Source organism: Streptomyces sp. NPDC050759, from assembly GCF_044456945.1.
In the GTDB taxonomy this organism is placed as follows: domain Bacteria; phylum Actinomycetota; class Actinomycetes; order Streptomycetales; family Streptomycetaceae; genus Streptomyces.
Genome location: NZ_JBITGI010000003.1, coordinates 229,023 through 243,601 on the forward strand (window position 1 = coordinate 229,023; position 14,579 = coordinate 243,601).

At 70.8% G+C, this 14,579-nt stretch carries 13 protein-coding genes; 7 read left to right on the forward strand and 6 right to left on the reverse strand.

The features are described from left to right. Nucleotides 1-25: 25 nt before the first annotated feature. The 3 genes from ACIBJB_RS10995 to ACIBJB_RS11005 all read right to left on the reverse strand — a co-directional run bounded on the left by ACIBJB_RS10995 (nt 26) and on the right by ACIBJB_RS11005 (nt 2,305). Nucleotides 26-592 carry an antibiotic biosynthesis monooxygenase gene (locus ACIBJB_RS10995; RefSeq protein WP_387725045.1) on the reverse strand — a complete coding sequence of 189 codons (567 nt, stop codon included), beginning with the start codon at nt 590-592 and terminating at the stop codon, nt 26-28. A 48-nt stretch (nt 593-640) separates the two neighbouring features. Beyond that, nucleotides 641-1,027 (reverse strand): hypothetical protein, encoded by a 387-nt coding sequence (locus tag ACIBJB_RS11000; protein WP_398928915.1) that lies wholly within the window; start codon nt 1,025-1,027, stop codon nt 641-643. Between the two features lie 354 nt (nt 1,028-1,381). Next, nucleotides 1,382-2,305 (reverse strand): MurR/RpiR family transcriptional regulator, encoded by a 924-nt coding sequence (locus tag ACIBJB_RS11005; protein ID WP_398928917.1) that lies wholly within the window; start codon nt 2,303-2,305, stop codon nt 1,382-1,384. A gap of 169 nt (nt 2,306-2,474) precedes the next feature. On the opposite strand from ACIBJB_RS11005, the gene ACIBJB_RS11010 reads away from it, so the two are divergent. Beyond that, nucleotides 2,475-2,639 (forward strand): hypothetical protein, encoded by a 165-nt coding sequence (locus ACIBJB_RS11010; RefSeq protein WP_398928919.1) that lies wholly within the window; start codon nt 2,475-2,477, stop codon nt 2,637-2,639. 40 nt (nt 2,640-2,679) lie between these two features. Continuing rightward, entirely contained in the window at nt 2,680-3,081 is a 402-nt protein-coding gene (locus tag ACIBJB_RS11015) for a DUF3662 domain-containing protein (RefSeq protein WP_398928921.1), read from the forward strand. Between the two features lie 8 nt (nt 3,082-3,089). Here ACIBJB_RS11015 and ACIBJB_RS11020 read toward each other — a convergent pair whose 3' ends face one another. From ACIBJB_RS11020 to ACIBJB_RS11030, 3 genes are all read right to left on the reverse strand, one after another. Further along, a complete protein-coding gene (locus tag ACIBJB_RS11020) occupies nt 3,090-4,769 on the reverse strand; it encodes an ArnT family glycosyltransferase (protein ID WP_398928923.1) in 1,680 nt (559 codons plus the stop codon). A 95-nt stretch (nt 4,770-4,864) separates the two neighbouring features. Then, nucleotides 4,865-6,796 carry a phosphatase PAP2 family protein gene (locus ACIBJB_RS11025; protein ID WP_398928925.1) on the reverse strand — a complete coding sequence of 644 codons (1,932 nt, stop codon included), beginning with the start codon at nt 6,794-6,796 and terminating at the stop codon, nt 4,865-4,867. Between the two features lie 182 nt (nt 6,797-6,978). Further along, nucleotides 6,979-7,878 carry an N-acetylglucosamine kinase gene (locus ACIBJB_RS11030; protein WP_398928927.1) on the reverse strand — a complete coding sequence of 300 codons (900 nt, stop codon included), beginning with the start codon at nt 7,876-7,878 and terminating at the stop codon, nt 6,979-6,981. Between the two features lie 319 nt (nt 7,879-8,197). Here ACIBJB_RS11030 and ACIBJB_RS11035 point away from each other — a divergent pair, with 319 nt between their 5' ends. The 5 genes from ACIBJB_RS11035 to ACIBJB_RS11055 all read left to right on the forward strand — a co-directional run bounded on the left by ACIBJB_RS11035 (nt 8,198) and on the right by ACIBJB_RS11055 (nt 14,573). Next, the gene (locus ACIBJB_RS11035; protein WP_398928929.1) at nt 8,198-9,328 is read left to right on the forward strand and encodes an ROK family protein; all 1,131 of its coding nucleotides are present in this window, start codon (nt 8,198-8,200) and stop codon (nt 9,326-9,328) included. Nucleotides 9,329-9,605: 277 nt separating this feature from the next. Beyond that, the gene (locus tag ACIBJB_RS11040) at nt 9,606-10,928 is read left to right on the forward strand and encodes an extracellular solute-binding protein (protein ID WP_062039942.1); all 1,323 of its coding nucleotides are present in this window, start codon (nt 9,606-9,608) and stop codon (nt 10,926-10,928) included. Nucleotides 10,929-11,050: 122 nt separating this feature from the next. Then, a complete protein-coding gene (locus ACIBJB_RS11045; protein WP_398928931.1) occupies nt 11,051-11,962 on the forward strand; it encodes a carbohydrate ABC transporter permease in 912 nt (303 codons plus the stop codon). Next, on the forward strand, nt 11,959-12,861 hold the full coding sequence (locus ACIBJB_RS11050; protein WP_398928933.1) for a carbohydrate ABC transporter permease: 903 nt from the start codon (nt 11,959-11,961) through the stop codon (nt 12,859-12,861). The genes ACIBJB_RS11045 and ACIBJB_RS11050 overlap by 4 nt, the downstream gene beginning before the upstream one ends. Before the next feature lie 2 nt (nt 12,862-12,863). Further along, on the forward strand, nt 12,864-14,573 hold the full coding sequence (locus ACIBJB_RS11055) for a hypothetical protein (RefSeq protein ID WP_398928935.1): 1,710 nt from the start codon (nt 12,864-12,866) through the stop codon (nt 14,571-14,573). Nucleotides 14,574-14,579: the final 6 nt, after the last annotated feature.

Consider the following 14,579-nt stretch of genomic DNA (forward strand, 5'->3'; position numbering starts at 1 on the left):
CCGCGCGCCCCGGTTCGCTGCGGGATCAGTGGTCGGGCGGCGGGTACAGCCACCTTCGCAGCAGCCTGCTCAGCAGGGGCATCACCAGGTACGTGAGGAGCGGCAGCAGCACCACCGGGAACACCGCGGCCCGCAGCGGCAGGGGCCAGGCGGCCGTGCGGGGCGTCACCAGCCACTGGATCAGCAGCGTGCAGGGGAAGGCGCCGAGGAACGTGGTCAGCACCATCTTCCAGCGGACCGGGGGCCGCACCGTGGTGCCGGGCAGGCTGAACCAGGTCTCGAGCCCGGTGGTCGACTGCCGTTCGCTGCCGAGTTCGATGGCGATGTCGTCGATCCGCGCGTGCCAGGCCGCCCGCTCGTCCGACTCCAGCCAGGCGGTGAGCCGGTGCGCGTCGGACCAGCGCAGCACGGCGTGGAAGCGGTGACCGTCCTCGGGACGCAGCCAGGAGACACCCTCGTTGCCCGGGAACCGTCTGGCGCAGCGGGTGATCCCGCGCGTCCAGCGCTCGAACTCCTGCTCCCGGCCGGGGCGCACCTCCCAGGTGAGGACCGTCGTGACCGGATCCCCGCGCCGTACTTCGGTGGTGCTCATGGTCACCACGGGTCCCACGTACGCCGCGGGTCATGCCCTCGGGCAGGGTCAGCGCCCGAGGTGGTGGTCGACCAGGGCCTGGGTGACCGCGCGGATGCTGCGGGCGATGTGCTGGAGCTGCAGGACCTCGGCGGCGTACAGCTTGATCGTGTGTTCGATGACCGACTCCGGCAGTCCGAGCGACGGCAGGTCCGCGCGGGCGGTCTGCAGCGCGGTGCGGGCGACCCGGATCTCGTGCTGGACCTGGATCTGCGCGTGCCGGGCGAGGAGCACGGTGTGCCGCATCAGGGCCGGGTAGCTCGCGTACCGTGCCGGCACCAGTTCGCGCAGCCACTTGGCCGCGGAGCGCTCCCAGTCGTAGCTGCCGGGCGTCTTGACCTGGCAGGGCCAGTCCGGGCCGGTACGGGTGGTGGTCCGCGTGGTCGTCAGGGGCATGGTGATCGCTTCCGGGTGTACGGCGTCGTGCGGGTGGTCCGAGGGTTGTGCGGCCCCGGTCTAGGGGATGACCGGGGCCGCCAGGGGCTCGCGTGCAGGCGAGGCCCATCGGACATCCCGGGCGCCGACGCGGGTAGGTGACGACGGCTCGGGAGGTCCGTACAGGAGCCCTCTCGGGCGGATGTGGGGGTGGGGACGGGGACAGGGGTGCGGACGGGTCCCGGAGTGGTCCCGGGGGTGATCCGTGAGAAGTATTTATATATGCCGTCCGCTTGGCAAGGCGTATGAAAACATTCATGCTCGATTTATTGCGGATGGTCCCCTTGTGAGGCCGTATGACCGGGGGTGGAGGGGTCAGTCCCTGAGGAAGAACTGGTGCTGGTCGGAGATCTGTTCGTACTCCTCGAGCCGTGCCTGGGTGCGCTCGGGGTCGGCGTCGGTCATGGCCTGGAGCAGGGCGGCGGCGATCACACCGGGCGCCGCGTAGGAGTCGAAGACCAGCCGGGACCCCGTCCCGGTGCTGAAGACGACGTCCGCCTCGTCGGCCAGGTGTCCGAGCGCCAGATCCGTGACGAGGGCGACCTTCAGGCCGGCGCTGCGGGCGACCCGCAAGGCGGTGAGGGTCTCCTGGGCGTGCCGCGGCATCGAGAACGCGAGCACCCAGGTGCCGCCCGCCTCACGTGACTGCAGGAGAGCGTCGTAGGCGACGCTGCCGCCGCGGGTGACCACCCGTACGTCGGGATGGATACGGCGGGCCGCGTAGGCGAAGTACTCGGCCAGGGACGCCGAGATGCGCAGACCCAGGACGGTCAGCGGGGTCGACTCGGACAGCTTGCGGCCGAGCTCGATCATCTGGTCGGGGTCGGCGAAGTCGCGGCGCAGGTTCTCCAGGTTCTCGATCTCCGCGTCGACCGCGGCCTGGAGTTCGTTGCCGCGCGACTCGTCGTCCGCGACCGGGCCGCCGGCGAGGGTGCTGAGCGCGATCGACTGGAGTTTCTCCCGCAGGGCCGGGTAGCCGCTGAAGCCCACGGCCGCGGCGAACCGCGTCACCGAGGGCTGGCTCACGCCGACGCGCTCGGCGAGATCGGTGATGGAGAGGAACGCCGCTTCGGTGATGTGCTCGATCAGGTACTGCGCGATGCGCCGCTGCCCCGGGGAGAGCCGGGGCCTGTCGAAGAGGGTCCTGAGCTGGGAGGCAGGGGCGGCCTCCGCCTCTGGTGCGGTCTTGCCCGAGGTGATCGCGGATGCCTGTGCGCGTGCCTGCTGCGGCGATGACACCGAGGCGCCTCCTTTGTCTGCCACGGGGAGTCAACATAGCTCACACCCCTCGTTGACCAGCGCTTGTGCGACAGCATCCGGCGACCGCCGATCGGGACGGATACGCCGTCCCCGAGCGGGAACCCGCCGCGGGACAAGACGTTCGACGACACCCGAGGAGCAGCTCCGCATGACGGTCCCCGAGGAGAACCGGCGCAAGACCGACACCACCGACGAAGTCCTGGAGAACTCCCCCGAGGAGGGCGAGGCGTCCGCCCCCGGTGGCAGCGGACGCACCCTGCGCGAGGCGTTCGAGGAAGCGCGGGTGGAGCCCGACGACTTCGCCCAGGAATGACGCCGCACGCGAAACCAGATCTTTCGGCAGGTGAGACGCAATGGGTGCGCTGAGCGCGCTGGAACAGGCAATGGAGCACGGCTGGGAGGCGCTGTGGGCGCGGGTCGTCGACCGGGAGCCCGTCGAACTCCTCGACGCGTTGCGGCGCGAGTGCGACGCCAACGTGGTCGTGTGCAGTGAGCACCGGGTGGTGGTCCCGAACGCCTACGACGTCGAGCTCGCGGACTTCGCCTACGACGAACTCGTGCGCCGGGGCAGTGACGTGGGCCAGGAGCTCACCGACCGCCTGGCCCGGCACGGCGAGCGGCAGGGTTATGAATGGGCGGGTCCGCTCACCGTGCACATCACCAGGTCCGGCCGGGTGCCCAACGGCCGTTACCGCGTGACGAGCGGGGCGATGCCGCATGTGAGCGCGGAGGGGTTCCAGCACGCGATCCGCTGAGGTGCTGATCATCGGCGATAGATCGTGATCGAGTGACCGACCTCATCGACCGGACGGCTGCTGTCGATCAGCTCGGCCAGCCGCCCCTTCGCCTTGGCGACCGAGGAGTCCGACACGACCAGCAGTCCGCGCACGTCGCCCACCGGCACCTCGCGCGGATCGGACGCCTCGATGCCGTAGGCGGACGGCAGCCCGCTGCCCTTGTAGACCAGCCAGATCCGTTCGTTCGGATAGCGCTCGCGCAGCCGGTCGGCGAGCCGGCCGAGGTCCTGTCCCCAGTCGACGTTGGAGTCGTGCAGCCGCAGATGGGTGCGGGCCGGTCCGCCGAACGCCTCGTTGGCGTACGGCAGATAGAAGGGAAAGGTCAGCAGCGAGCTGACCGCGACGAACAGCACCAGCGCCCCGGTCGCGGCCGTCGCCAGGCGTCGGCGCACCGCTACGACACACCCGGCGGCCACCGCCAGGAACATGGGCAGGAAGAGCGTGTACCGGGTGCCGAAGTCGCGTGACCCCGTCATGGTCGAGGCGAGCAGCACCCCGGCGGGCACGAGCAGATACGGCGCGGCGGGCCGCAGCCGCCGTACCGCGACCAGCACCACTGCACCGGCGGCCCACAGCGCGAGCAGGCCCAGCGGGGTCTTCACCAGGAGCGCCACCGGCAGGTAGTACCAGAGGTGTCCGGTGTACATCCGCCCGAACAGGAAGCCTTCCCAGGGGTGGTTCTCGAAACGGAACTGGAGGCGCATCCCGTCCGCGTAGGCCTGGGGGAACGGCAGCAGATCGACGAGGGTCCCCCGCAGCCCGTGCACCACCGGCACCGGGTCCTGGGACGTCCACCGCAGCCGCGGATCGACCACCAGATACGAGGCCCATACGACGGCGACGGCGGCCAGAGCCACAACGGCGGCCCCCGCGAGGACGCGCAGCAGCCGTCGGCGCGTCTCGTCACCGCGACGCGCGCTCCACACCGAGAGGGCGGCCAGTGCCAGCAGGACCGGCACGGCCGGCAGCGCGCTCATCTTGGTCGCCAGTGCCGCGCCGAGCGCCAGACCGGCGAGCGGCGCGTACCGCCGTGGCCGCAGGCGGGCCCGCCACAGCAGCCACACCGCGGTGAGCAGGAACCCGGCCGTCGGCACGTCGAGCGTGGCCAGGGAACCGTGGGCGATGACGTCGGGGGAGAAGGCGTACAGGGCGAGCGCCGTGAGGCCCGCCGCCCTTCCGGCGAGTTCCCGGGCGAAGGCGAACACGACCAGCCCGAACAGCAGCGTCAGCACGATCACCGGGAGCCTGGCCCAGAACATCAGCCGCCAGGGGTCGTTGCCCGACTCGTACAGCAGGTGGGGGCCCAGGTCGATCTGGGGCCCGTCGAACGCCGTGTCCACGTGCGGGTCGGCGATCGCCACCCCGACGGCGACGACGAGCTTGCCGAGCGGCGGGTGCTCGGGGTTGTAGCGGATGCCCTGACCGTGGAGGTACTCGGCGGCCGTGGCCACGTAGACGGGTTCGTCGATCGTCGGGGTCTGCTGCACGGCGGTCGTCACCATGGCGGCGGCCATCTGGGCGAGCAGCACGACGACGAGGAGCGGCACCAGCCACCGCCGGGCCGGTCGCGGCTGCCGCACCTCGTCGTCGCGGGCCCCGGACCCGGGGGCCGGGTCCAGGACCGTCTGCTGCTCGCTCGCCATCATCCGCCCCGCGGTGAGAGGGGCCGGGCGGTGGCGGGAGCGATCCGGGGGCACCTCATGAGGGCCACTCTCGCATCAGCTCCCGCACCGCGCGGGCGTCACCGCTTCAGGAGTCGTACCGACAGACCTTCCGTCGTGTAGACGGGTACGGCCCGCAGGGTGTCGGAGTTCAGTTCGACGCGGTCGAACTGGCCGCGCAGTCCCTGACAGCCGAGGACACGGACCGTGCGCCCGGCCGTCGGCGGCTTGTCCGCGTCCAGCTTCAGCGACAGGACGCTGCCCGCGCCGAGCACCGCGCGCCGTGTCACCTCCAGGACCGGCTCCTGGCCCGAGCGCAGGGTCACCTCCAGCGCGCCGCCCTCCTGGCTGTACGTCCCGTGGACCTGCAGCGACTTGCCGCTCAGCGTCAGCCTCCCGCCCTGCACCCGTACGTCGCCGTGGCCCAGCGCATGCGCCGAGCCGGCGACCAGCGCGCCCTCCTTCAGCACGGTTCCGCCGGTGTACCGGTTGTGGCCCGTCAGCGTGAGCGTGCCGCTGCCCCGCTTGGTCAGAGAGCCACAGCCGTCGATGTCGTTGCGCCAGGCGTCCGCCGCGTGGAAGCCGCCCGAGGCCGCGTCCAGCGTGACGGTCACGTCCGAGTCGAAGGAGCCGTAACCGTCCGCCGCGGCGAACAGGTTGAGCCGGCCCCACTGCTCGAAGCCGTCAAGGAGGACATAGCCCGAGGGCAGCCCGGTGGTCCGCAGCACCTCACGCCGCTGCGCGGCGTCCAGGTACGGCAGCCGCGTCTCCAGCAGTACCTCCGCGCCCTTGGGCACGGTGAACGGCTCGTTGCCGCCGTCCCGGTTCAGCACATAGGTCAGCCGGGGCCTGACCGAGCGGGCGTTGGCGTCCCGGTCCGCGTACGCGTCGGCGGCGTCCGAGTGGGCGTAGGACAACAGGGAGTCGGCCGTGGTGCCGGTCTGCTCCGTGAAGTACGTCAGCGCCTGCGCCCGCGCCGCGGCCTTGAGGTCGGCGTTCGCGGTGTCGGCCAGGGTGGCGGCGGCCAGTGCGGTGGCCATGATGCGACCGCCCATGACGTCGACCGTCGAGTGCATGCCGGACATGATCCGGGTGTGGCTCAGCTCGAAGGCGCGGGTGACCAGTTCCTGGAAGCGCTCCGGTACGGCGTACGCGAAGGCCAGGCCCGCCAGGTGGAAGGCGTTGGTGTGGCCGCTGGGGAAGCCGCCGTCGTCCACCGGCGAGGTGCTGCGCTGTCGCAGCAGCTGGGTGGCGACGACCACCTCGGAGTCGTAGACCGGGTAGCCGAGCGCGTCCTTCGCGCCCGTGTCGACGACCTCGCTGTCCTCGTTCATGCGCCACGGGCGCGGGTACTGGAAGGCGTACTTGCCGGGGTTGCCCGAGGCGTACGGGCCGCGCACGGTGTCGACCAGCTTGGCCACCTGGCCGAGCGAGGAGTCGTAGGAGCCCGCGCCGATCGCGGAGCCCGCGGGGGCGTCGGCCGGCACCGCGTCGCTGATCGTGGTCGGCGGGGTGGTGTCGGGTGCGCTGGTGATCGAGGTGACCGCCTTGGCACCGGACCGGTAGAGGCCGGCGAGCGGGCCGAGGCCGCCGATCATGGCGTAGCTCTGGTGCTGGCGGTCGTAGAGGAAGGCCTCCTTCGCCTGCGCCTCGGTGCGCGCCTGGGTGATGCGGGCGCAGTAGCGCATGTTGGCGCGCAGCACCTCGGGCCGCAGTGGTGTGCCGGTGTTCCAGGCGCCACCGGTCTTCCACACCTGGGTGAAGCCGCCGAGGATCCGCACCACCGCGTTGGTCTCGGGCGTCAGGTTCGCCATGACGTTGGACTTGTAGTCGTCCACGAATGCGGCGGGCGCGGTGGCGGCCTTGGCGTCCGCGGCGCCCAGCCAGGAGGCGAAGGTGGGCGCGGCCAGGACCCCGGCCGAGGCGCCCAGGGACGTCTTGAGGAATCCCCTTCGCTTCATGGCGCGTTCGGTGAGCGGCGCGGGGGAGTGCTGCCCGGCGGGTGACGGCATGGGTCTGCCTCTCTTTGGAGTTCTGCGGCCGTGCGGCCGGGGGGTGTGGTGCGGATGCGACTCATGATGCGGCAGTCGGCGGGTGCGTCGAATGCGCTTTCTGAAGTCGTACGAGCTTCGTACGAGCGAAGATCTACGGGCGAGTCATGTCGGACCGGAGGAGACTCGGCGTCCGGCGGATGTCACAGAAGTGAACGGGCCATCGCCACCGCGCCCTCCACCGGCGGCGCCCGCAGGGGACGCGGCCGTGCCGACGGCACGCCGTCGGCCAGCGTCGACTGGAAGGCGTCGTACAGCGACGGCTGGGCGAGGACGGTGCTGCCCGCGACCACGACATCGTCGACCACCACTCCGCGGGCGGCGAGCCGTTCGACGAGCCCGGCCAGGGCGCGGCCCGCCTCGGCGATCACGGTGCGGGCGAGCGGGGATCCGGCATCGGCGGCGGCGAAGACGGCCGGGGCGTGCCGGCCCCAGTCGGCGGAGGCGGCCGTGGCGTGCTCCAGCGCGGCGCCGAGCGCGGGTACTTCGGGGACACCGAACCCGGACAGCAGACCGAGCGCCAGCGGGTCGGGATCCTCCCCGCGGTCGTGGGCCGCCCATACGGCCCGTACGGCCTCGCGGACGAGGCCGGCGGCTCCGCCCTCGTCGCCCAGGAGGGCGCCCCAGCCGCCGACCTGGACCGGTGTGCCGTCGGCGAACCGGCCCACCGCGACCGATCCGGTGCCGGCCACCAGGCCGACGCCCTTGTCCAGTCCCGCCGCGGGAACGAGCAGTTCGGCGTCGCCCACGACCAGCGCGGGCGCGTCGAAGTGGAGTTGGAGAGCGGTGCGGATCTGTGCGCACTGGCGCGGAGTCTCGCAGGCGTGCCCGCCGACGGCGAGGGCGGACGGGCGTGCGCCTGCGGGAAGCGCGTCCGCGGCCAGTGCGGCCAGCCACCCGGCGGCGGCCACCGGGTCGTGGGGCCGCCAGCCGCTGCTGGACCGGACGTGATCGGCGACGAGGGCGTCGCCCGCGAACGCGCGGAGCTGTGTCTTGGTGCCGCCCACGTCGATGCCGACAACCAGGGGTGCGGTGTCCTGCACGGAACCTCTTTCGTCGTTGCGCTGTGTGCTGCGACGGTGGGCGAACCGTGCCGGAAGGCAAGGAAGTTGGAGAGCATTCGAGAGCTAGGGAAGCCCCGGGACGGGCCTCTGACGGACCACGGCAGGCGAGTACCGTGACGTTCGTTAGGAAGTTAACTAACGAAGTACAGTGCGTGTCAATAGGCGTCACGCACTCGGCTTCCCGGGCCTCCCGGACCGGGCGGGAACGCAAGACGCCGGAGCAACCCATCGCCGCCTCCCGCCGAGCCGCTCGGCCCGGGAGAGTGGCCTGTGACCTGGGGGAAGTGTGGAACACGACGTGGCTGGAGCCCCCCGTCTGACCGAAAGCGCCGGCGCCGTATTCGCCGTGCTGGCCCAGGCCGGCACCGCGACCCGGCCGCAGCTCGCGAGCCTCGCCCGGCTGTCCAAGCCGACGGTCTCCTCCGCCGTCGCCGAACTGGAGGGCGTCCACCTCGCCGCCCACTCCGGCACCTCCTCCGGCGGTACGGGCCGCAGCGCCGCCGTCTACCGCCTCGGCCCGGCCGCGGGTGCCGTGCTCGCCGTCGACCTCGGCCCCGCCGTCACCCGGGTCCGCGCCTGCGCGCTGGACGGCACCCTCCTCGCCGAGGCAACCGGCCCCCGAGAGGAGGCCGCCGACGTGGTGCGCGACGCCCTGTCCGCGCTGCGCGCCGACGCTCCGCTGCGCGCCATCGTCGTGGCCGTCGGTGACGTCACCGCACGGGCCGAAGAAGGCACCGTGCGCCCGGCGACCGCCAAGGCCGGCCCCGTCTTCGACGCGGTGGCCGTCGCGCTGCCGCCAGGAGTGCCCGTCCACCTCGAGAACAACGTCAACTGCGCCGCGCTCGCCGAACTGCACGAGGGCGCGGCCCGCGGCCGTCACACCTTCGGCTACCTGCGGATCGGCGTCGGTATCGGTCTGGGCATCGTCGTGGGAGGACACGTGCTGGCCGGGGCCAACGGCGCGGCCGGAGAGGTCGCCCGGCTGCCCTACCCCTGGACCGACGGCCTGGAGCCCCGCCACGAGGCCCTGGAGGAGTACATCGGCTCCCGGTCCCTGCTGCGCCGGGCCGCCGAGGCCTGGCCCGCGTCCGACGGCGCGTGCCCCCGCACCGCCGAGCGGCTCTTCGCCCTGGCCGGAGAGGGCAGTGCCGCGGCCCGCGCGGTCGTCGACAGACACGCCGTCGACGTGGGCCGACTGGCCGCCGCCGTGACCGCCGTACTGGACCCGGGACTGCTCGTGCTGGGCGGCAGCACCGGCGCGTATCCGCAGCTCCTGCCCGGTGTGCGGGCCGAGCTCGAGCGGCTCAGCTGGCCCACCGAGGTGGTCAGCAGCCAGGTCGGTGATCTCGGCACCGTCGTGGGAGCCGCCCGGCTCGCGGTCGCCCGAGGAGTCCAAACCGTGACCCAGGCGGCGCGGACGAAGGATTGACGGTTTCGGACTCGGTCTGCCAATGTCCGGACAAGCGCTTTCTAAGTCGGCCGGGACGCCGGCTTGGAGCGAGCGTCCCGCCCGTACTCGACGTACGGCAACCGCACCAGGGCGTGCTGGTGCGGCAGCGGCCACGACGGCCGGGGACCCTTGCTCTTCAGGATGACGCGGCCGGGCGAGGCCGCGCCCTCGGAAAGCAGAACCCTCCTGCACAATGCACCCGTGCCGCCTCCGTCGGCGCCGTGCTCCGTCCCGTACGACGAAAAAGGGATCGAAGATGACCACTGTAGGTGTGCGGCGCTCCCGCCGACTCGGCCGCGGCGGCATGCGCCGCGTGGCTCCCCTCGCCGCCGTAGCCACGGCAGGTGTCATGCTGCTCTCCGCCTGCGGCGGGGGTTCCGACTCGGGCGGCACCTCCAAGTCCCTGACGTTCTGGATCTCCACGGTTCCGGGGCAGGACGCGGGCTGGAAGAAGATGGTGGCGCAGTACAAGAAGGAAACCGGCGTCAACCTCAAGCTCGTCAACATCCCCTACGACGGCTACACGACGAAGCTGCACAACGCCGCGCAGGCGAACTCCCTGCCCGACGTGGCCGCCGTGCCGGCGCTGGACCCGATCTGGTCGAGCAAGCTGATCGACCTGAGCTCCATCGCCAACAAGAAGAGCAACAACATCAACCCCAACTTCCTCGCGAAGGACTCGTCCGGGAAGGTGCTGTCCATCCCCTCGGACGTCACCGCGTCCGGCCTGTTCATCAACAAGTCGCTGTTCGAGAAGGCGGGCGTCTCCTTCCCGGCCTCGCCGTCCAAGACCTGGACCTGGACCGACTTCATCGCCGCGGCGAACAAGGTCCGAGAGAAGACCGGCGCCAAGTACTCCCTGACCTTCGACCAGTCGCCGTCTCGGCTGCGCGCCATGGTGTACGAGATGGGCGGCCAGTACGTCCACGCGGACTCCTCCGGCAAGTTCTCGGTGGACGCGGCGACCAAGAAGGCCGTGAACACCTTCGTCGGCTGGAACGACGACAAGACCATGCCGAAGTCGGTGTGGACCAGCGGCGCCGACCCGTCGGCCATGTTCCAGAGCGGTGACGTCGTCGCCTACTGGTCCGGTGTGTGGCAGGTTCCCGCCTTCGCCGACAGCATCAAGAAGTTCGAGTGGGCGAGCGTCCCGACCCCCGCCGAGCCGGTGCAGGCCAGCGACGTCAACAGCGGCGGCATGACGGTGGGCTTCAACAACAACGGCGACGCGTCCGCCGCCGCGACGAAGTTCCTGTCCTGGCTGTACGAGCCGGCCCACTACCAGGCGCTGTGCGAGGCGTCCGGGTTCCTGCCGGTCGAGAGCGGTCTGAGCCCGAAGTACCCCTTCAAGTCCGAGGCGGCGCAGGCGGCGTTCAAGCTCTACAACGAGGAGATCCCGCTCTACGCCCCGATCTCCGGCTACTTCAACAGCGCGCAGACGAACTGGGTGCTGAAGGGCAAGAGCCTCACCGAGGACCCGACCAAGACGGAGCTCGGCAAGGCGATCAACGGCCAGCAGTCGGCCGACAAGGCCCTGCAGAACATCGTGGACGGCTACAACCAGCAGGTCGGCGGCTGAGCGTAGGCCCGTAGGCCCGGGCGGCGGGACCAAGACACCGCCGCCCGGCCTCAGGCCCCGCGTGACGCCGGGCTCATGGCCGAGCCCACAGCAACCCATTCCACCAGCACGGAGTCAGGAAGATGACAAAACGCGCCTCGGACGTGTCCGTGAGCCCGCCCAGGAGACGCAGTAAGTACACCCTTGCGCCGCTCGTCCTCATCGCGGCCAATGTGGTGCTCTTCGCGCTGTTCTTCGTCTGGCCGGCGGTGATTGGGCTCGTCTACTCCTTCACGAACTACACGGGTGTGGGAGCGTTCCAGTTCATCGGCCTGGACAACTACCACAACCTGTTCGGGGACTCCACCTTCTACGACGCGCTGAGCCGGACGCTGCTGTACACCGTCCTCTTCGTCCCGCTGAACTTCGTGGTCTCGCTGATCGCCGCCAACCTGGTGGTGAGCAAGCACGCCAAGGGCGGGTCGGTCGCCCGCGTCGTCTTCTTCATCCCGTGGCTGCTGTCGCCCATCGTCGTGGGTGTCCTGTGGCGGTGGATGTTCGGCGAGAACTTCGGACTGGTCAACTACGTCATCGAGAAGTTCGGCGGAGACGCCGTTCCGTGGCAGTCGAACGCCGACCTCTCGTTGCTCGTGGTGGTGATGGCGGCGGCCTGGGCCTGGACGGGTTTCACGATGCTGCTGTTCATCGCGGCGATCAAGAACGTACCGGTGTCGTACTACGAGGCCGCCTCGCTCGACGGCGCCGGCCCCTGGCGCCAGTTCTTCAGCATCACCCTGCCGAGCATCGCGCCCACCTCGTTCATCGTCATCCTGCTCAACACGATCAACGCGATGAAGGAGTACCCGGTGTTCGTCGCCCTCAACAACGGCGGACCCGGATCGTCGAACAACCTGCTCGTCCAGTACATCTACGAGACCGGCTTCAAACGGGGCCAGATCGGCTACGCGAGCGCCGCGTCGTTCGTGCTCATGCTCATCCTGATGGCCGTCGCGGTCGTCCAGCTGATGGTCAACCGGCGGGTGGAGAACCGATGACAACCACAGACATCCCGCGCCCGGCCGATGTCGACTCCGGACGGCGGGTCTCCAGGAAGCGGCCCCGCAAGACGGCCACCGGTGGGCTCCGGCAGGCGGTGTCCGCGACGACACTGCTGTGGATCATGGCGTGCCTGTACGGGTTTCCGGTGCTGTGGTTCGTCCTCAGCTCCTTCAAGCCGGCCAGCGACCTGTTCTCCTATCCGCTGACGCTGGTCCCGCACAACCCCACCCTGTCGGGATTCAGGGCAGCGTGGGACAGCGCCAACTTCTCCCAGTACTTCATCAACACGGCCATCGTGTGCGTGATCACGACGATCCTCACGGTGGGTGTCAGCTGCTGCACCGGCTACGCGCTGGCCAAGTACGACAACAGATGGCTCAAGGCGTTCTTCCTCTGCATCCTGGCCACCACCATGCTGCCGGGCGAGGTCATGCTCGCCCCGGAGTTCCTGGTGGTCCGCAACCTCGGCCTCTACAACTCGTTCGCCGGCATCATCCTCCCGGCCGTGCTCACGGCGACCGGCTGCTTCATGTTCCGCCAGTTCTTCCTGACGGTGCCCGACGAGCTCGTGGAAGCCGCCCGCATCGACGGCGCCAAGGAGCTGTCGATCTTCCTGCGGATCATGGTGCCGCTCTCCCGGCCCATCATGCTGACCCTCGCCATCCTGTCCTTCCAGTGGCGCTGGAACGACTACATCTGGCCGCTCCTGATGCTCAACGACCCCAACAAGTTCACCGTGCAGATCGGCATCCAGTCCATCGTCGGCGCCCAGAACATCAACTGGTCGGTACTGCTCGGCGCCTCGGTCATCTCCATGATTCCGCTGATCGCCATCTTCCTGGTCTTCCAGCGGTACGTCATGAGCGCCGACATCAACGCCGGACTGAAGGACTGACCTTGCCCACCCCGCTCGACCACGAGTTCGTCCGCGCGGCGGCCGCCGCCGCCGACCGGTCGGCCGTCCCGCCGGCGGCCGCCCCCGACGAGGAACCCGCCGGTGTGCCGCACCGTGGTCTGGCGCGGCGGGTGAAGACCCTGGTCGCGGCCTACCGTTCGCCGGACTCGGCACTGCACGGCAGCGGACAGGCCGTCGCCGCCGCGATGACCCACCTGCGCGCCCTGCGGGCCGTACAGACACCCACCGGCCTCTTCGCCGGCGGCGACAACGTGCAGTCACCGCCCGACTCCGCCTTCACCGTCAACGACGTGTGCGACGCGTACGTCCTCGCCGCCGACGCGGGGCCGGAACTGGGCGAGGCCACGGCCGCGCTCGCCGAGATCGCCGGCGCCGCCACCGCCAGTCTCCTGACCGGCGGCGTGCACACCCCCAACCACCGCTGGGAGCTGAGCGCCGCGCTCGCCCGGCTGCACCGGTCGTTCCCCGACGACCGGCTGCTCGAGCGCATCGAGGAGTGGCTCGCCGAGGGCGTCGACATCGACGCGGAGGGCCTGTACTCGGAACGGAGCGCCAACTACGCGGCCCACGTGTCCAACCCGTCGCTGCTGCTGCTGGCCGAAGTGCTCGGCCGCGCCGACCTGCTCTACGCCGTCGAACGCAATCTCGCCGCGACCCTGGACCTGATCAGGCCGGACGGCACGGTGGAGACCGTCCACTCGCGACGGCAGGACCAGAACGGCCCGTTTCCGCTGGCGCCCTACCTGCCGCACTACCGGCTGCTCGCGATCCGCACCGGCCGGGGCGACTTCGCCCGGGTGGCCCGGCTGGCGGCCGCCGGGGGTATCGACGACCCCGACCTGCTCGCCGAGACCCTCCTCACCCCGGACCTGTGCCGCCCACTGCCCGTACCGACCGAGGAGACACTGCCCCGCGACCGGTACCTCACCACCGCACGCCTCGCCGCTCGCGCCTCGGCCATCGCGCACACGGTGGTGTACGGCGGCTCCGACGTGCCCGAGCACCGGCGCATCCGCTCGGGCCTCGCCTGCAACCCCACCTTCCTGCGCCTGTTCGCCGGTGCCGCCGTCCTCGACGCGGTCCGCCTCTCGCGAGGGTTCTTCGACCTGGGCCCGTTCCGTGCCGCCGACATGGAACAGTTCGCCGACAACCGGTACCGGCTCACCCAAACCCTCACGGCCGCCTACTACCAGCCGCTCCCGAAGGACCGGAGGCGCGACGACGGCGCCTACCGTCTGGGGGACGAGGGCCGCTTCTCCGCGGCGATGGCCTTCCCCGACCGTCCTCAGGACGAGGTCTCCCACACGACCCGGGTCGAGGTCGACCTGCGGGAGGACGGGGCCGACCTGCGGATCGACATCAGCGGCCCACCGGTGCCCTGGGCCCTCGAACTGACCTTCCGGCCGGGCGGCGTGACCGAGGGCGCCGTACCGATCGGCGACGGACGCTGGTGCCTGACGACCGGGCCGATGACGTACCGGGTCGGCGACGACGAGATCCGGGTCGAGGCCGGCGTCGAGGCGGGCGAACCACTCGCCGGGCCGGACGAGAGCGACGTACTGCGGTACGACCCGGGGCAGGACTACACCGTGGTGGGCGGCACCGACGCGACGACCGGGAACCGTGTCTACATCGGTGGGCACGGACCGCAGACACTGACCCTCGCACTGCGCGCCACCGCTCAGGCATGAAGGACT